Origin of the sequence: Streptomyces litchfieldiae, assembly GCF_031845365.1 — a bacterium.
Lineage (GTDB): Bacteria > Actinomycetota > Actinomycetes > Streptomycetales > Streptomycetaceae > Streptomyces > Streptomyces litchfieldiae.
Genome location: NZ_JAVREL010000015.1, coordinates 1 through 17957, shown reverse-complemented (window position 1 = coordinate 17957; position 17957 = coordinate 1). Strand labels below are relative to the sequence as shown.

General features: G+C 72.0%; 17 protein-coding genes. 16 read left to right on the top strand and 1 reads right to left on the bottom strand.

Going from position 1 to position 17957, the window contains the following annotated elements; genetic code table 11:
- Positions 1–14: 14 nt before the first annotated feature.
- Positions 15–572 (top strand): HIT family protein, encoded by a 558-nt coding sequence (locus tag RM590_RS23695; protein WP_311706714.1) that lies wholly within the window; start codon positions 15–17, stop codon positions 570–572.
- Between the two features lie 9 nt (positions 573–581).
- Here RM590_RS23695 and RM590_RS23690 read toward each other — a convergent pair whose 3' ends face one another.
- On the bottom strand, positions 582–2258 hold the full coding sequence (locus tag RM590_RS23690) for a hypothetical protein (protein WP_311706713.1): 1677 nt from the start codon (positions 2256–2258) through the stop codon (positions 582–584).
- A gap of 264 nt (positions 2259–2522) precedes the next feature.
- On the opposite strand from RM590_RS23690, the gene pgsA reads away from it, so the two are divergent.
- From pgsA to RM590_RS23615, 15 genes are all read left to right on the top strand, one after another.
- Positions 2523–3206, top strand: a complete 684-nt coding sequence (gene pgsA, locus RM590_RS23685; RefSeq protein ID WP_311706712.1) for a phosphatidylinositol phosphate synthase — start codon at positions 2523–2525, stop codon at positions 3204–3206.
- Positions 3203–4111, top strand: a complete 909-nt coding sequence (locus RM590_RS23680) for a phosphatidylinositol mannoside acyltransferase (RefSeq protein WP_311706711.1) — start codon at positions 3203–3205, stop codon at positions 4109–4111. Before pgsA ends, RM590_RS23680 begins: the two co-directional genes overlap by 4 nt.
- 7 nt (positions 4112–4118) lie before the next feature.
- Positions 4119–5279, top strand: coding sequence for a glycosyltransferase family 4 protein (locus RM590_RS23675; protein WP_311706710.1), 1161 nt, complete (start codon positions 4119–4121; stop codon positions 5277–5279).
- A gap of 30 nt (positions 5280–5309) precedes the next feature.
- Positions 5310–5870 carry a LemA family protein gene (locus RM590_RS23670; protein WP_311706709.1) on the top strand — a complete coding sequence of 187 codons (561 nt, stop codon included), beginning with the start codon at positions 5310–5312 and terminating at the stop codon, positions 5868–5870.
- A gap of 105 nt (positions 5871–5975) precedes the next feature.
- Positions 5976–6932 (top strand): pyridoxal 5'-phosphate synthase lyase subunit PdxS, encoded by a 957-nt coding sequence (gene pdxS, locus RM590_RS23665; protein WP_394813961.1) that lies wholly within the window; start codon positions 5976–5978, stop codon positions 6930–6932.
- Between the two features lie 16 nt (positions 6933–6948).
- Positions 6949–7539, top strand: coding sequence for a pyridoxal 5'-phosphate synthase glutaminase subunit PdxT (gene pdxT / locus RM590_RS23660; RefSeq protein ID WP_311706707.1), 591 nt, complete (start codon positions 6949–6951; stop codon positions 7537–7539).
- A gap of 61 nt (positions 7540–7600) precedes the next feature.
- A complete protein-coding gene (locus RM590_RS23655) occupies positions 7601–8353 on the top strand; it encodes a YebC/PmpR family DNA-binding transcriptional regulator (protein WP_311706706.1) in 753 nt (250 codons plus the stop codon).
- Between the two features lie 93 nt (positions 8354–8446).
- A complete protein-coding gene (gene ruvC / locus RM590_RS23650) occupies positions 8447–8983 on the top strand; it encodes a crossover junction endodeoxyribonuclease RuvC (protein ID WP_311706704.1) in 537 nt (178 codons plus the stop codon).
- Positions 8980–9606 carry a Holliday junction branch migration protein RuvA gene (gene ruvA / locus RM590_RS23645; RefSeq protein ID WP_311706703.1) on the top strand — a complete coding sequence of 209 codons (627 nt, stop codon included), beginning with the start codon at positions 8980–8982 and terminating at the stop codon, positions 9604–9606. Before ruvC ends, ruvA begins: the two co-directional genes overlap by 4 nt.
- Before the next feature lie 11 nt (positions 9607–9617).
- A complete protein-coding gene (gene ruvB, locus RM590_RS23640; protein WP_311706702.1) occupies positions 9618–10682 on the top strand; it encodes a Holliday junction branch migration DNA helicase RuvB in 1065 nt (354 codons plus the stop codon).
- A gap of 172 nt (positions 10683–10854) precedes the next feature.
- Positions 10855–11301, top strand: coding sequence for a preprotein translocase subunit YajC (yajC, locus tag RM590_RS23635; protein ID WP_311706701.1), 447 nt, complete (start codon positions 10855–10857; stop codon positions 11299–11301).
- Positions 11302–11498: 197 nt separating this feature from the next.
- Positions 11499–13295 (top strand): protein translocase subunit SecD, encoded by a 1797-nt coding sequence (gene secD, locus RM590_RS23630; protein ID WP_311706700.1) that lies wholly within the window; start codon positions 11499–11501, stop codon positions 13293–13295.
- Between the two features lies 1 nt (position 13296).
- Positions 13297–14469: a protein translocase subunit SecF gene (gene secF, locus RM590_RS23625; protein ID WP_311706699.1), complete on the top strand. Its 1173-nt coding sequence runs from the start codon at positions 13297–13299 to the stop codon at positions 14467–14469.
- Positions 14466–15038: an adenine phosphoribosyltransferase gene (locus tag RM590_RS23620; protein ID WP_394813957.1), complete on the top strand. Its 573-nt coding sequence runs from the start codon at positions 14466–14468 to the stop codon at positions 15036–15038. The genes secF and RM590_RS23620 overlap by 4 nt, the downstream gene beginning before the upstream one ends.
- Before the next feature lie 204 nt (positions 15039–15242).
- Entirely contained in the window at positions 15243–17690 is a 2448-nt protein-coding gene (locus RM590_RS23615; protein ID WP_311706698.1) for a RelA/SpoT family protein, read from the top strand.
- Positions 17691–17957: the final 267 nt, after the last annotated feature.

Genomic DNA, 17957 nt, shown 5'->3' with positions numbered 1-17957 from the left:
GCCGGTTACGCCATATGCTGGCAGGCATGAGCAGCGAGCCGGAGCAGCAGATCGGGGTGGGGACGCCGGACGCGTTCCAGCGCTTGTGGACGCCCCATCGGATGGCGTACATCCAGGGCGAGGGCAAGCCCACCGGCCCGGGCGCCGGTGACGGCTGCCCGTTCTGCGCGATCCCCGGCAAGAGCGACGAGGACGGGCTCATCATCACCCGGGGCCAGACCGTCTACGCGGTGCTCAACCTGTACCCGTACAACGGCGGCCACCTGCTGGTCGTGCCCTACCGGCACGTCGCCGACTACACCGACCTCACCGAGGCGGAGACCGCCGAGCTCGCCGAGCTGACCAAGCAGGCGATGACGGCGATCCGGCTGGCCTCCGGCGCGCACGGCTTCAACATCGGCATGAACCAGGGCTCCGCCGCCGGCGCCGGCATCGCGCCCCACCTGCACCAGCACGTGGTGCCCCGGTGGGGCGGCGACGCCAACTTCATGCCCGTCGTGGGGCACACGAAGGTCCTTCCGCAACTGCTGGCCGACACCCGGCGGATGCTCGCCGACGCCTGGCCCGCGTGAGCCGCGGCCTCACATGTTGTACTCGTCGGCCTTCTTCGGCTCGGCCGTCTGCACCTGACCGCTGAGCGCCTGCGACCGGCTCTCGAACGGCGTGATGTCCACGCCGTTCTCCTCCAGCACCCGCAGCGCCGCCGCGTGCGCCACGCGCAGCACGGGCGTCGCCGTGCGCAGCGCGTCGTCGACCATGAACCGGTGCTCCCACGGCGTCGTCGCCCAGGTGTGCCGCAGGCCGAACGGCTCCGGCAGGCTGAGTGTGCCGCCCAGCTTGTCCAGCCGGGCGGGGAACCAGGTCAGCGGGGCGCGCGCGGCCAGCCGCACCACTTCCTTCGCGTCCACCAGCGGCAGCGGCTGCTTGTCCATCTTCCAGGGCTTGAGGGCGTTGCGTACGTCCTTGGTCTTGCCCTCGGGCTTCTTGCGGAAGAAGCCGTGAATGGGGCCGAGCGCGTGCGCCGTCACCTCTATCCGCAGCGTGTGGTGCAGCACGGTCACCGAGATCATCATGGTGACCACCAACTCGCCGTCCCACAGGACGAACTGGACGCCGAGGTAGTGCCGGTCGCCGCTGTCGTACTGCTGCTCGTTGCAGATGCGCTGCACCTCGATGTTGCTGAAGCTGTACGCGTCCGCGTTGGGGCCCTCCGGCCGCGACACCTCCTTGGCGCCGCCGACGTGCCGCACCACCCAGTGCGTTATCGAGGGGGCCGGGAAGCCGCCGGTGTGCAGCGGGCCGCGCTCCAGCATCCGAAGCTGGTCGTGGATGGCGCGGGCGACGTCCCAGCTCCGGAACGGGTCGATGTCGCGGCCCGGGTCCCGGGGGCGCAGCTCCTCCGCGAGCTGCCAACTCGCCCAGCGCACGCCCATGCCGAGTATGCCCTGGTTGCCGGCGTAGTAGGTGAGGTTGCTGCTCTGCTCGGCGGCCAGCTTGGCCAGGCCGACGCGCAGCCGCTCCGCCTCCTTGTCGTTCGGGTTCTGTGGCACGGCCTCCGGTATCCGGGCGCCCGTGCCACCGCCGCCGAGCAGATCCGACCAGTGCGCGTGGAGGTTCCGCGCGGTGCGCTCGGCGACCTGGCGGGCCAGGAACCAGCCGGCGATGGGCGCGGGCAGCACGGCCCACAGGTAGATCCGCAGCACGCCGTCGACCGGCAGGCGGATCACGAGGAACACGATCAGCGCGGCGACCAGGGCCAGCAGCGCCTGGCCGAGGACGCCCGCGCGCCGGTCCTGTGCGCCGGCGAGCGTGCGGCGCAACTGGAAGAGGCCGAGCCATATCAGCACGCCCGGCAGGAAGAGCAGTCCGCAGACGACCATGATGATCGTCAGCCGGCGGTCGCGCTGCCTGCGGATGCGCTTGGCCGCCAGGCAGTGCTCCACCACCGTCTGCGGCTCCGCGCCGAAGGACTGGATCAGCGGCTTGCGCCCGTCGCCGAGCATGCGGGTCTCGATGGCGCGGGTGAACGCCTCCCCGAGGTTCGGCTCCAGCAGCGAGAACTTCCCGGACTTCACCTCGGCCGCGTCGTTCGGCTCGCGTATCGCGTCGGGCGCCACGCCCTCGCGGTAGGCGACCGAGGCGATGGCGTGGCTCACCCCGGTCCGTCCGCTGTCCGCTCCGGACAGCGGCACCTGCGCTCCGGGGGCGAAGTCGAACTCCACCCCGGCCGCCCTCCTGAGGTCGTCCAGCGCCGCCATCGAATACCCCCACCTCTCTGAGCCGCGGAGCCGAGAGCCACCGCGGCCCGGCCCGAACACCAGCCGCCGACAGGCCCGTTCCCCTCCGGAAGGCCCGGCACACCTGCCCGGGGCCAGCCTAATGGCGCACGGGCCCCCGGTCCGCCCCACGGCCGGAAACCACCCTTGGGCCCGGGCCCGGCGTCGGCGCCCGGTGACCGTGGCTACGATGGGGCCTCACGGTGGCCGCCCGACGCGCGGCCCCCCGCGACCCCTGGGAAGGACATGCTCAACAAGTACGCGCGTGCTTTCTTCACGCGTGTCCTCACGCCGTTCGCCGCCATGCTGCTGAGAATGCGGGTGACGCCGGACGCCGTGACACTCATCGGCACGGCCGGGGTGATGGCGGGGGCGCTGGCGTTCTACCCCCGCGGCGAGTTCTTCTGGGGCACCGTCGTCATCACCCTCTTCGTGTTCTCCGACCTGGTCGACGGCAACATGGCCCGGCAGCTCGGCACTTCGAGCCGCTGGGGCGCGTTCCTCGACTCCACCCTCGACCGGCTGGCCGACGCGGCGATCTTCTCCGGCATCGCCCTGTGGTACGCGGGCGACGGCGACAACCTGGCGCTGTGCTCGGTCACGCTGTTCTGCCTGGCGAGCGGGCAGGTCGTCTCGTACACCAAGGCCCGCGGCGAGAGCATCGGGCTGCCGGTGAAGGTCAACGGCCTGGTGGAACGCGCCGAGCGCCTGGTCATCACCCTGGTCTGCGCGGGATTCGCGGGCTGGGAGCGGACCTTCGACGTGCCGCACATCGACATCCTGCTGCCCACCGCCCTGTGGGTGGTCGCCGCCGGGAGCCTGGTCACCCTCGTCCAGCGCGTGGTCACCGTGCGCCGCGAGTCCGCCGAGGCCGACGCCGCCGCCCAGCGCGAGCAGGAGCAGGAGCAGGGGAGCGGGCCGGCGGCATGAAGGAGCGGTTCGCCGACGCGCTGTACGGCCTGGGGTGGTCCACGGTCAAGAAGCTGCCCGAGCCCGCGGCCCGCGCCCTGGGCCGCCGCGTGGCGGACGTCGCCTGGCGGCGGCGCGGCCAGGGCGTGCGGCGCCTGGAGGCGAATCTCGCCCGGGTGGTGCCCGACGCCGGTCCCGAGCGGCTGCGGGAGCTGTCCCGCGCCGGCATGCGCACCTATATGCGGTACTGGATGGAGACCTTCCGGCTGCCGACCTGGAGCCGGGAACGCATCGCGCGGTCCTTCGAGGGCGAGGACATCCACCGCCTCACCGACGCCATCGCCGACGACCGCGGTGTGATCCTCGCGCTGCCGCACATGGGCAACTGGGACCTGGCCGGCGCCTGGCTGGTTACCGCGCTCGACACCCCGTTCGCCACGGTCGTGGAGCGGCTGCGGCCCGAGACCCTCTTCGACCGGTTCGTGGCCTATCGCGAGTCGCTGGGCATGGAGGTGCTGCCGCACACCGGCGGCTCGCTGGGCAAGCTGGCCCGGCGGTTGCGCGAGGGCGGGCTGGTGTGCCTGGTCGCCGACCGCGACCTGTCGGCCTCGGGGGTCGAGGTCACGTTCTTCGGGGAGACCGCGCGCATGCCCGCCGGACCTGCCATGCTGGCCCAGCAGACGGGCGCGCTGCTGCTGCCCGTCAGCCTGTGGTTCGACGACACTCCGGTCATGAAGGGCCGCGTTTTCCCGCCCGTCCCGGTGCCCGAGTCCGGCACGCGCGCCGAGCGGACCGCGGTCATGACCCAGGCCCTGGCCGACGCGTTCGCCGAGGGGATCGCCGCGCACCCGCAGGACTGGCACATGCTGCAACGGCTGTGGCTCAGCGACATCGCGCCGCGCCCGGGAGTCCGGGAAGGAAGGTAGGGCGGCCATGAGGATCGGCATCGTGTGCCCGTACTCCTGGGACGTGCCCGGCGGCGTGCAGTTCCACGTGCGGGACCTGGCCGAGGACCTGATCCGGCGCGGGCACGACGTCTCCGTCCTGGCCCCGGCCGACGAGGACACCCCGCTGCCGCCCTATGTGGTCTCCGCCGGGCGCGCGGTGTCCGTGCCGTACAACGGCTCGGTCGCCCGGGTCAACCTCGGCGTGATGTCCGTCGCCCGGGTCAGACGCTGGGTGCACGACGGCGACTTCGAGGTGCTGCACATCCACGAGCCGGTCGTCCCCTCCCTCGGGCTGCTGACCTGCTGGGCCGCCCGCGGGCCGATCGTCGCCACGTTCCACACCTCCAATCCGCGGTCCCGGGCCATGGTCGCCGCCTATCCGATCCTCCAGCCCGCGCTGGAGAAGATCAGCGCCCGGATCGCGGTCAGCGAGTACGCCCGCCGCACCCTGGTCGAGCACCTGGGCGGCGACGCGGTGGTCATCCCCAACGGCGTGGACGTGGGCTTCTTCGCCGGCGCCGCGCCCAAGGCCGAGTGGCAGGGCCAGACCATCGGCTTCATCGGCCGCATCGACGAACCCCGCAAGGGACTTCCCGTGCTGATGCGCGCGCTGCCCCACATCCTCGACGCCCGGCCCGGGGCCCGGCTGCTGGTGGCCGGGCGGGGCGACGAGAAGGAGGCGGTCGCCGGGCTGCCGGCGCGGGTGCGCGAGCGCGTGGAGTTCCTCGGCATGGTCAGCGACGAGGACAAGGCGCGGCTGCTGCGGAGCGTAGACGTGTACGTGGCGCCCAACACCGGCGGCGAGAGCTTCGGCATCATCCTGGTCGAGGCACTGTCCGCGGGCGCGCCCGTGCTGGCCAGCGACCTCGACGCGTTCGCGCAGGTGCTCGACGGGGGAGCGGCCGGCGAGCTGTTCCCCAACGAGGACGCCGCCGCGCTGGCCGCCGCCGCGGTGCGGCTGCTGGGCGACGCCGAGCGCCGGGAGGAGCTGCGCGAGCGCGGCAGCCGGCATGTGCGCCGCTTCGACTGGTCCACCGTGGGCGCCGACATCCTCGCCGTGTACGAGACGGTGGCGGCCGGCGCCGGGGCCGTGGCGCCGGACGACCGCGCCGGGCTGCTGGGGCGGCTCGGCTTCGCGCGCGACTGACGCGCGGCCCGGCCGCTAGGGTTTCGGACCGTGACCACACTCATCTGGATCGCCGCCGGCCTGCTGCTCGTCGGCATCTACCTGAGCTGGACCGCCGGGCGGCTGGACCGGCTGCACGCGCGCATCGACGCCGCCCGCGCCGCGCTCGACGCCCAACTGCTGCGCCGCGCCTCGATCGCCCAGGAGCTGGCCACCGCGGGGGTGTTCGACCCGGCCGCGTCGATGGTGCTCTACCAGGCGGCGCACGCCGCGCGGCTCGCGGAGGACGAGCAGCGCGAGGTGGCCGAGAGCGAGCTCAGCCAGGCGCTGCGGGTGGTGTTCGCCGAGAGCGCGCAGGTCCGCGCGGTGCGCGACGCCCCCGGCGGCCAGGACAGCGCGGCCGAACTCGTCGCGGCGGTCCGTCGGGTGCCGATGGCGCGGCGCTTCCACAACGACGCGGTGCGCGCCGCCCGCGCGGTGCGGCGCCATCGCACGGTGCGCTGGTTCCGGCTGGCCGGGCACGCGCCGTTCCCGCTCGCCTTCGAGATGGACGACGAGCCCCCGGCCGCCCTGGTCGACTTCGCCGCGGGGGCCGAAGGTCCGGGCCACTGAGCGCCGATTGGCCCTTTCCGGAGAGGGCCACCATGCGGTCTCATCGATCACGTGGCCACTCCGGGTGCGCCCGGTCTCCGCGATCCGTTCCCGGGCGGGCCTACGATGGTCGTGTCGCACAATTATTCGTCGAGTGAGGTCAGATCCGTGTCCAGCACGTCTTCCAACGCCCCCCAGACCCCCGAAACCGGCACCGCGCGCGTCAAGCGCGGCATGGCCGAGCAGCTCAAGGGCGGCGTGATCATGGATGTCGTCACGCCCGAGCAGGCGAAGATCGCCGAGGACGCCGGGGCCGTGGCCGTCATGGCGCTGGAGCGCGTGCCGGCGGACATCCGCAAGGACGGCGGCGTGGCCCGCATGTCCGACCCGGACATGATCGACGGCATCATCGAGGCCGTCTCCATCCCGGTGATGGCCAAGTCCCGGATCGGCCACCTCGTCGAGGCCCAGGTCCTCCAGGCGCTCGGCGTGGACTACATCGACGAGTCCGAGGTCCTCACCCCGGCCGACGAGGTCAACCACACCGACAAGTGGGCCTTCACCACCCCCTTCGTCTGCGGCGCCACCAACCTGGGCGAGGCCCTGCGGCGGATCGCCGAGGGCGCGGCCATGATCCGTTCCAAGGGCGAGGCCGGCACCGGGAACGTCGTCGAGGCCGTGCGCCACATGCGCCAGATCAAGGGCGACATCGGCCGGCTGCGGAGCCTGGACAACAACGAGCTGTACGCCGCCGCCAAGGAGCTGCGCGCGCCCTACGAGCTGGTCCGGGAGGTCGCCGAGCTGGGCAAGCTCCCCGTCGTCCTCTTCTCCGCCGGCGGCGTCGCGACCCCGGCCGACGCCGCGCTGATGCGCCAGCTCGGTGCCGAGGGCGTCTTTGTCGGCTCCGGCATCTTCAAGTCCGGCGACCCGGCCAAGCGCGCCGCCGCCATCGTGAAGGCCACCACCTTCTACGACGACCCCAAGGTGATCGCCGACGTCTCGCGCGGCCTGGGCGAGGCCATGGTCGGCATCAACATCGACGTCCTGCCCGACGGCGAGCGCTACGCCGCGCGCGGCTGGTGAGCGGAGGACGGCGCACGTGACCTCTCCCGTCATCGGCGTGCTCGCCCTCCAGGGTGACGCCCGGGAACATCTCGCCGCGCTCGACGGGGCGGGCGCGCAGGCCCGCTCCGTGCGCCGCCCCGAGGAGCTGGCCGCCGTCGAGGGGCTGGTGATCCCCGGCGGCGAGTCCACCACGATCTCCAAGCTGGCGACCGCCTTCGGCCTGCTGGAGCCGCTGCGCGACCGCGTGCGGGCCGGCCTGCCGGTGTACGGGTCCTGCGCCGGCATGATCATGCTCGCCGACAAGATCCTCGACCCGCGCTCCGGCCAGGAGACCGTGGGCGGCATCGACATGATCGTGCGGCGTAACGCTTTCGGGCGGCAGAACGAGTCCTTCGAGGCGGCCGTCGAGGTGGCCGGGATTCCCGGCGGCCCCGTGGAGGGCGTGTTCATCCGCGCCCCCTGGGTGGAGTCCCTCGGCGCCCGGGCCGAGTCGATCGCCGAGCACGGCGGCCACACGGTCGCCGTACGGCAGGGCAACCTCCTGGCGACCGCGTTCCACCCGGAGCTGACCGGGGACCACCGGGTCCACGCCCTCTTCGCCGACATGGTGCGCGCGGCGCGGTAGGACGCTGCCGGTAGGATCACCACGTCGGTTGAAGTTCTGGTGACATCGAAGGAGCAGCGCTGTGTCCGGCCACTCCAAGTGGGCAACCACCAAGCACAAGAAGGCCGTGATCGATGCCAAGCGCGGCAAGCTGTTCGCCAAGCTGATCAAGAACATCGAGGTCGCGGCCCGGACGGGCGGCGGTGATCCGGACGGCAATCCCACGCTCTACGACGCCATCCAGAAGGCCAAGAAGAGCTCCGTCCCCAACACCAACATCGACCGCGCGGTGAAGCGCGGCGCGGGCCTCGAGGCGGGCGGCGCCGACTATCAGACGATCATGTACGAGGGGTACGGCCCGAACGGTGTCGCCGTGCTCATCGAGTGCCTGACCGACAACCGCAACCGGGCAGCCTCCGACGTGCGCGTCGCCATGACCCGCAACGGCGGCTCCATGGCCGACCCCGGGTCCGTCTCCTACCTCTTCAACCGCAAGGGCGTCGTCATTGTCCCCAAGGCCGGGTTGTCCGAGGACGACGTACTGGGCGCGGTGCTGGACGCCGGTGCCGAGGAGGTCAACGATCTCGGCGAGTCCTTCGAGGTGGTCAGCGAGGCCGGCGACCTGATCGCGGTGCGCACCGCCCTCCAGGAGGCGGGCATCGACTACGACTCGGCCGAGGCCGCGTTCATGCCGACCATGCAGGTCGAGCTGGACGAGGAGGGCGCCCGCAAGATCTTCCGGCTGATCGACGCGCTGGAGGACAGCGACGACGTGCAGAACGTCTTCGCGAACTTCGACGTGGCCGACGACATCATGGCCAAGGTCGGCGCCTAGCCCGCGGTCCCGGGGCGGTTCGCGCCCGTTGTCAGCGGTGGCCGGTAGCCTGCCGGAGCAGGTGGCCGGGACGGGGCGAACGAGGGAGAGCCGGTGCGTGTCATGGGCGTGGACCCGGGGCTCACCCGGTGCGGCGTCGGTGTCGTGGACGGGTCGGCGGGCCGCCGGCTGGGCATGGTGGCCGTCGGCGTCGTGCGCACGCCGGTAAACGCCGAGACGGCCCAGCGCCTGGTGCTCATCGAACGCGGGGTCGAGGAGTGGATCGACGCCCACCGCCCGGACGCGGTCGCGGTGGAGCGGGTCTTCAGCCAGCACAATGTCCGCACTGTCATGGGTACGGCCCAGGCCAGCGCCGTCGCCATGCTCTGCGCCGCGCGGCGCGGACTGCCCGTCGCCCTGCACACGCCGAGCGAGGTCAAGGCGGCCGTCACCGGCAGCGGCCGGGCCGACAAGGCCCAGGTCGGCGCCATGGTGACCCGGCTGCTGCGGCTGGCCGAGCCGCCCCGCCCCGCCGACGCCGCCGACGCGCTGGCGCTGGCCATCTGCCACATCTGGCGCGCCCCGGCCCAGGACCGGCTGCGGCGCGCCCGGGCCGCCGTACCCCGACCGAAGGGCACCCTCCCGTCATGATCGCGTTTGTCTCCGGACCGGTCGCCTCTCTCGCCCCCGACTCCGCGGTGGTGGAGGTCGGCGGCATCGGGATCGCCGTTCAGGCCACCCCCGGCACCCTCGCCGGGCTGCGCGTCGGGGACCACGCCCGGCTGGCCACCTCGCTCGTCGTCCGGGAGGACTCGCTCACCCTCTACGGGTTCGCCGACGAGGACGAGCGCCAGGTGTTCGAGCTGCTCCAGACCGCCAGCGGCGTGGGCCCCCGGCTCGCCCAGGCCATGCTGGCCGTGCACAGCCCCGAGGCGCTGCGGCTGGCCGTCGCCACCGACGACGAGAAGGCCCTCACGGCGGTCCCCGGCATCGGCAAGAAGGGCGCGCAGAAGCTGCTCCTGGAGCTCAAGGACCGGCTCGGCGCGCCGCTGGGCACCGCGCCCGCCGCCGCCCGACCCGCGGCCGTGCCGCCGCCCGGCTGGCGGGAGCAGGTGCACACCGCCCTGGTCGGGCTCGGCTACGCCCCCCGCGACGCCGACCAGGCCGTGGCCGCCGTCGCGCCGCAGGCGGAGGCCGCCGAGGCCGAGGGCACGGCGCCCGTGGTGTCCGCGCTGCTGCGCGCCGCCCTGCAAACCCTCAACCGCACCAGGTAGAAGGCGATTTCATGAGCTGGGACGAGCAGCCGGACGGCGCCGGGGAGCGCCTGGTCGGCGCCGCCGCGGACGGCGAGGATCTGGCCGTCGAGGCGGCGCTGCGCCCGAAGGACCTGGAGGAGTTCATCGGCCAGACCCGGGTGCGCGAGCAGCTCGACCTGGTGCTGCGTGCCGCGCGCGCCCGCGGCGCCACCGCCGACCACGTGCTGCTCTCCGGCGCCCCCGGGCTCGGCAAGACCACCCTGTCCATGATCATCGCGGCCGAGATGGGAGCCCCGATCCGGATCACCTCCGGCCCGGCCATCCAGCACGCCGGGGACCTCGCCGCGATCCTCTCCTCCCTCACCGAGGGCGAGGTGCTCTTCCTCGACGAGATCCACCGGATGTCCCGGCCCGCCGAGGAGATGCTGTACATGGCGATGGAGGACTTCCGGGTGGACGTCATTGTCGGCAAGGGGCCCGGCGCGACCGCGATCCCCCTGGAGCTGCCGCCGTTCACGCTGGTCGGCGCGACCACCCGGGCCGGGCTGCTGCCGCCCCCGCTGCGCGACCGCTTCGGCTTCACCGGCCACATGGAGTTCTACGCCCCCGACGAGCTGGAACGCGTCGTGCGCCGCTCCGCCCGGCTGCTGGACGTGGAAGTCACCGACGACGGCGCGGCCGAGATCGCCGGCCGGTCGCGGGGCACGCCCCGCATCGCCAACCGGCTGCTGCGCCGGGTCAGGGACTACGCCCAGGTGCGGGCCGACGGGGTCGTCACCCGGGAGGCGGCGCGGCGGGCGCTGGCGGTCTACGAGGTGGACGAGCGCGGCCTCGACCGGCTGGACCGCGCCGTGCTCAACGCGCTGCTGAGCCTTTTCGGCGGCGGGCCGGTCGGGCTGTCGACGCTGTCGGTCGCGGTGGGGGAGGAGCGCGAGACGGTGGAGGAGGTCGCCGAGCCGTTCCTCGTCCGCGAGGGCCTGCTGGCCCGCACCCCCCGCGGGCGGGTGGCCACCCCGGCCGCGTGGCGGCATCTCGGGATGGTGCCGCCGCAGCCGGCGGCCGGCGGTGGACAAGAAGGACTGTTCGGGACGTGAGGGCGGAGGCCGGCGCGGATTTCCCCCGGAAGGAACTCCGATAGCATCCTGGACGTTGTTCCCCAGGCGCGGCCTCGCTTAGACTCCGCCGATGCCGTCCCCACCCAGGGCGGCATGCCCACCCCCGAATATCAGGTCGCGTCAGCGGCCAGACAAAGGAAATTCCTCCACCGTGGACATCGCGTTTCTCTTCCCGTTCATTCTGCTCATCGGTGTCATGTTCCTCATGACGCGATCGGCCAAAAACAAGCAGCGTCAGGCCATGGAGATGCGGGACTCGATGGAGCCGGGCACCGGAGTGCGGACCATCGGCGGTATGTACGCCGAGGTCAAGGAGGTCCGCGAGGACACGGTGCTGCTGGAGATCACGCCGGGAGTGCACGCGGTCTACGCGAAGAACGCCATCGGAGCCGTGCTGGACGCCGAGGAGTACGAGCGGATCATCAGCGGGGAGGAGCCCTACGCGGACGACGAGACGGTTGTCCCCGATGACGCCTCCGCTCTGACCGAGGGCGAGGGCGGCCGGGTGGAACTGGGCAAGTCCGACTCCGAGGACGGCGAAGGGGCCGAGCCCCGCGACGCCCGGGACGACGAAGGCGAGAACGGCTCCAAGTCCTGAAGGCGGCGGCACCGGCCGTCCGTCAGTCATTCCGCTGAGCCGCGCGGTGGTCACCGGCCGCGGGTCGCTGGACAGAGAGAGACGAGAAGGTGGCGACACCGAAGAGGGACCTCAGGTCCTCACCCAAGAGGGATTCCCGGTCCCGGGGAGCGCAGGGAAAGCCCGGACGGGCTCTGCTGCTGATTCTGCTGATCATCGTGGCGCTGACCGGAGGAATGTTCCTCTCCGGCCATAACACGCCTCGCCTGGGCATCGACCTCGCCGGTGGCACGAGCATCACGCTCTCCGCCGTGGCGGAGGAGGGCAACGAGGACGCGATCAACTCGACGAACCTCAACACCGCGGTCAACATCATCGAGCGCCGGGTCAACGGACTCGGTGTCTCGGAGGCCGAGGTCCAGACCCAGGGCAGCCAGAACATCATCGTCAACATCCCCAAGGGCAGCGACGAGGAGCAGGCCCGAGAGCAGGTCGGTACCACGGCCGAGCTGGGCTTCCGGCCGGTCCTCTCGTCCGCGTCGGCGCTTCCGGCGACCGAGGAGCCGACGGACGAGCCCACCGACGGGTCGACCGAGGAGCCCACCGACGAGCCCTCGGACGAGGCCTCCGAGGAGCCCACGGACGAGGCGACCGACGGGTCGACGGACTCCGGCGACGGTGAGACGGAGAACCAGAGCCTGCCCGCCCCCGGCGCGGCGAACTCGGCCACCACCGCGGGCTACGCCTCCTACCGCACCGAGGAGACGGAGGCGCCCGACAGCGGCGAGGAGCCCACCGACGAGCCCAGCGGGGACGCCTCCGAGGAGCCGGCCGACGACGCCACGGAGGAGCCCACGGACGAGGCCACCGAGCAGACGCCCGAGGAGCAGGCCGCGGCCGAGGACGCCGCCGACCTCCAGGCGCGGCTCGACGCGCTCGACTGCACCACCGAGGAGGGCCGCCTGGCGGCGAGCCAGGCCGCGGCGCAGGCCAAGGACGACGAGCCGACGGTCGCCTGCGACTCCGACGGCGTCTACAAGTACGTCCTCGGCCCGGTGGCCGTTCCCGGTACCGACGTGAGCAGCGCGGACGCCGTCTTCGACAGCCAGCAGGGCCGCGGCTGGATCGTGCAGATGGAGTTCAACGGCTCCGGTGCCGACAAGTTCGCCGACATCACCGCCGAGCTGGCCACCCAGGTCGAGCCCCAGAACCGGTTCGCCATCGTGCTGGACGGCGAGATCGTCTCGGCCCCCACGGTCTCCGAGCGGCTGGGCGGCGGTAGCGCCGAGATCTCCGGCGGCTTCAACCAGGAGTCCGCGGAGGACCTGGCCAACATCCTCAAGTACGGCGCGCTGCCGCTGAGCTTCGAGGAGGCCAGCGTCTCCACCGTCTCCCCGACCCTGGGCGGCGAGCAGTTGCGGGCCGGTCTTATCGCCGGCGCCATCGGCCTCGCCCTGGTCGTGATCTATATGGTGCTGTACTACCGCGGCCTGTCGCTGATCGCCATCGCCAGCCTGCTGGTCTCCAGCGTGCTCACCTACACGATCATGTCGCTGCTCGGCCCGGCCATCGGCTTCGCGCTGAACCTCCCGGCCGTCTGCGGCGCGATCGTCGCCATCGGCATCACCGCCGACTCGTTCATTGTCTACTTCGAACGGATACGCGACGAGATCCGCGAGGGGCGCACTCTGCGCCCGGCCGTGGAGCGGGCCTGGCCGCGCGCCCGGCGCACCATCCTCGTCTCGGACTTCGTCTCGTTCCTCGCGGCGGCGGTGCTCTTCGTGGTGACCGTCGGCAAGGTGCAGGGCTTCGCTTTCACCCTCGGCCTCACCACGGCCCTGGACGTGGTCGTCGTCTTCCTGTTCACCAAGCCGCTGATGACCCTGCTGGCCCGCAGGAAGTTCTTCGCCGGCGGCCACCCCTGGTCGGGTCTCGACCCGAAGCGGCTGGGGGCCAGGCCACTGCTGCGCGGCCGGCGTCCCGCCCCCGTTCCCAGCGACCCGAAGGAGGCGTGAGATGTCACGGCTCGGCGATCTCGGTGCCCGGCTGTACCGCGGTGAGGTCGGCTTCGACTTCGTCTCCCGGCGGATGATCTGGTACTGCGTCTCGATCCTGATCACCATCGTCGCCTTCGCCGGCCTCGGCATCCGCGGCCTGCACATGGGCGTGGAGTTCGAGGGCGGGGCGGTCTTCACGACGCCGCCCACCGAGGTCTCAGTCGAGGAGGCCCGCGAGGTCGCCGAGGATGTCTCGGGCAGCCAGGCGCTGGTGCAGACGCTGGGCGACGACGGTGAGATGCGCATCCAGGTCAGCGGCCTGAGCACCGACCAGTCCAACGAGACCCGCGCCGCCCTGGCCGAGGAGCTGGGGATCCCCACCGACAGCCTCAACGCCGAGGTGATCGGCCCGAGCTGGGGTTCGCAGATCGCGAACCAGGCATGGCAGGGCCTGGGGATCTTCCTGGTCCTGGTGGTGATCTACCTCGCCATCGCCTTCGAGTGGCGCATGGCCCTGGCCGCCCTCATCGCCCTGATCCACGACCTGACGATCACGGTCGGTGTGTACGCCATCGTCGGCTTCGAGGTCACCCCCGGCACGGTCATCGGTCTGCTGACGATCCTCGGTTACTCGCTCTACGACACGGTCGTGGTGTTCGACGGCCTCAAGGAGACCACGAGGAACTTCACCAAGCAGACCCGCTACACGTACCGGGAGCTGGCCAACCGCAGCCTCAACGGCACGCTGGTGCGATCCATCAACACCTCGGTGGTCGCGCTGCTCCCCGTGGGCGCGCTGCTGTTCATCGGCGGCGGCCTGCTGGGCGGCGGCATGCTGAACGACATCGCGCTGTCGCTGTTCGTCGGCCTCACCGCCGGTGCCTACTCCTCGATCATGATCGCCACCCCGCTGGTCGCCGACTTCAAGTCCCGGGAGGCGGACATCCGCGCCCAGGACCGCAAGGTGCTGGCCAAGCGGGCCAAGCGCGAGGAGGAGCAGCGCGGCGAGGCGGGCGCCGACGAGGCCGGGGACACCGGCGCGGAGGCAGCCGGCAGCGAGCCGGCGGCCGAGCCTGCGGACGACTCCGGCGCCGCCCCGGTGGCCGCCGGGGCCGGTGGCACGCGCGGCCCGCGCCGCCAGCCGGTCTCCCGTGGCCGGGGCCGCGGCCGTCCCTCGGGGAAGCGGCGGTGACCGCGGTGTCATCGGTGCGGCCCGGGGCGGCCGAGGAGCTGGCCGGTCTGCTGCGCGGCCGGATCCGGGACGTGCCCGACTACCCCAAGCCCGGCATCCTGTTCAAGGACATCACGCCGCTGCTGGCCGACCCCGAGGCGTTCGGCGCGCTCACCGAGGCGCTGGCCGCGTTCTGCAAGGAGGCCGGCGCCACCAAGGTCGTCGGCCTGGAGGCGCGCGGCTTCATCCTGGCGGCGCCCGTCGCCGTGCGGGCCGGCATCGGCTTCGTCCCGGTCCGCAAGGCGGGCAAGCTCCCCGGGGCCACCCTGTCCCAGACGTACGACCTGGAGTACGGCAGCGCGGAGATCGAGATCCACGCCGAGGACCTGACGGCCGAGGACCGGGTCGTGGTGATCGACGACGTCCTGGCCACCGGCGGCACCGCGGAGGCCTCCCTGCGGCTCATCCGGCGCTCCGGCGCCCGGGTCGCGGGTCTGGCCGTGCTGATGGAGCTGGAATTTCTTCCGGGCCGCGATCGCGTGCTGCCCGAGCTGGCCGGTGCCCCCTACCAGGCATTGATCACCGTCTGAAAACGCCCGTACACGCGCCCCGGCGCCCGCGAGACTGCGGGAACGGGGCGCGTGCGCGGGCTTGCGCGCGTATGGCTCGCCCGGGCTCGTTACCATGGCAGTCCGATCGTTTCCCGGCCGGACTCCCCCCAGGCCGTCCGCGGCCCGGAGGACCCCTCCCTTTCCCGCCCGCCCATGACGGGAAAGAGCCGAGAAGGAGTGCCCTTGCCCGACGACGCCCAGCCGCTCACCTCCACCCAGCGGAAGAGCTCCAAGCCATCCACCGCCCTCGGCCGGCGGGACGGCTCGGACAGCCGTGCCCAGACGCCCTCCGGACCGGGCTCCCAGCCCGCCGTCTCCGGGGTGTCCGGCCGTTCCGGCTCTTCCAACCGGGTGCGCGCCCGGCTCGCCCGGCTCGGCGTCCAGCGGTCCAGCCCCTACAACCCGGTCCTGGAGCCGCTGCTGCGGGTCGTGCGGGCCAACGACCCCAAGGCCGACACCACGGCGCTGCGGCAGATCGAGCGCGCCTACCAGGTCGCCGAGCGCTGGCACCGCGGTCAGAAGCGCAAGAGCGGCGACCCGTACATCACGCACCCGCTGGCCGTCACCACGATCCTGGCCGAGCTCGGCATGGACGCGGCGACGCTGATGGCGGGGCTGCTGCACGACACGGTCGAGGACACCGAGTACGGCCTGGACAGCCTGCGCCGGGACTTCGGCGACCAGGTCGCCCTGCTGGTCGACGGCGTCACCAAGCTGGATAAGGTCAAGTTCGGCGAGGCGGCCCAGGCCGAGACCGTGCGCAAGATGGTGGTCGCCATGGCCAAGGACCCCCGGGTCCTGGTCATCAAGCTCGCCGACCGCCTGCACAACATGCGGACGATGCGGTTCCTCAAGCGGGAGAAGCAGGAGCAGAAGGCCCGCGAGACCCTGGAGATCTACGCCCCGCTGGCGCACCGCCTGGGGATGAACACGATCAAGTGGGAGCTGGAGGACCTGGCCTTCGCCATCCTCTACCCCAAGATGTACGACGAGATCGTGCGCCTGGTCGCCGAGCGCGCCCCCAAGCGCGACGAGTATCTGGCCACCGTCATCGACGAGGTGCAGGCGGACCTGCGCGGCGCGCGGATCAAGGCCGCGGTCACCGGCCGGCCGAAGCACTACTACAGCGTCTACCAGAAGATGATCGTGCGGGGCCGCGACTTCGCCGAGATCTACGACCTGGTGGGCATCCGCGTCCTGGTCGACACCGTCCGCGACTGCTATGCCGCGCTGGGCACCGTGCACGCCCGGTGGAACCCGGTGCCCGGGCGGTTCAAGGACTACATCGCGATGCCCAAGTTCAACATGTACCAGTCGCTGCACACGACGGTGATAGGGCCCGGCGGCAAGCCGGTCGAGCTCCAGATCCGCACGTTCGACATGCACCGGCGCGCGGAGTTCGGCATCGCCGCCCACTGGAAGTACAAGCAGCAGGCGGTGGCCGGCTCCTCCAAGGTGCGCTCGGACACCCCGAAGAAGGGCGAGCGCGGCCGGACCACCGTCGACGACATGGCGTGGCTGCGCCAGTTGCTGGACTGGCAGAAGGAGACCGAGGACCCGGGGGAGTTCCTGGAGTCGCTGCGCTTCGACCTGTCGCGCAACGAGGTCTTCGTCTTCACGCCCAAGGGCGACGTCATAGCGCTGCCCGCCGGCGCCACCCCGGTCGACTTCGCGTACACGGTGCACACCGAGGTCGGCCACCGCACCATAGGGGCCAAGGTCAACGGGCGCCTGGTGCCGCTGGAGTCCACGCTGGACAACGGCGACACCGTGGAGATCTTCACCTCCAAGGCGGAGGGCGCGGGCCCGTCCCGCGACTGGCTGGGCTTCGTCAAGTCGCCCCGCGCGCGCAACAAGATCCGCGGCTGGTTCTCCAAGGAGCGCCGCGACGAGGCGATCGAGCACGGCAAGGACGCCATCGCCCGCGCGGTCCGCAAGCAGAACCTGCCCATTCAGCATGTGCTGAGCGGGGATTCGCTGGTCACCCTCGCGCACGAGATGCGCTACCCGGACATCTCCTCGCTCTACGCGGCCATCGGCGAGGGCCATGTCTCGGCGCAGACCGTTGTGCAGAAGCTGGTCCAGGCCGTCGGCGGCGAGGAGGCCGCCAACGAGGACATCGCCGAGTCCGCGCCGCCGGTCCCGGCCCGCGGCAAGCGCCGCACCACCGCCGACCCCGGCGTGGTCGTCAAGGACGTCGAGGACGTCTGGGTCAAGGTCGCCCGCTGCTGCACGCCGGTGCCGGGAGACCCCATCATCGGCTTCGTCACCCGCGGCAACGGCGTCTCGGTGCACCGGGCCGACTGTCCGAATGTCGACTCCCTGGCCCGCGAGCCGGAGCGCATCCTGGACGTCGAGTGGGCACCGACCCAGTCGTCCGTCTTCCTGGTGGCCATCCAGGTGGAGGCCCTGGACCGGTCCCGGCTGCTGTCGGACGTCACCCGCGTGCTCTCCGACCAGCACGTGAACATCCTGTCCGCGGCCGTGCAGACCTCCCGGGACCGCGTCGCCACCTCCCGTTTCACGTTCGAGATGGGCGACCCCAAGCACCTGGGGCACGTGCTGAAGGCGGTGCGCGGCGTCGAGGGCGTCTACGACGTCTACCGGGTGACCTCGGCCCGCCGCCCCTGAGGCACCCGCCAGCAACGACGAACGAACGACGAACGGCGGGGCGGAACGCACCTTCCGGTGGTTCCGCCCCGCCGTTCCGCGTCGTGCCGGGTGCGGCCTAGCCCCGTACTTCGCGGGTCGCTGATTCAGGTCTGCAACCGGCGCGGTTGCATCACTTCTAGGCCGAGGAGGTCCAGCAGGTGGAGGTGGACTCCCCGGGCCATGAGGATGGTGGGCGGGTCGGTGGCGCTGCCGGTGCGCAGTTGCAGCCCGCCCAGGTGATACAGG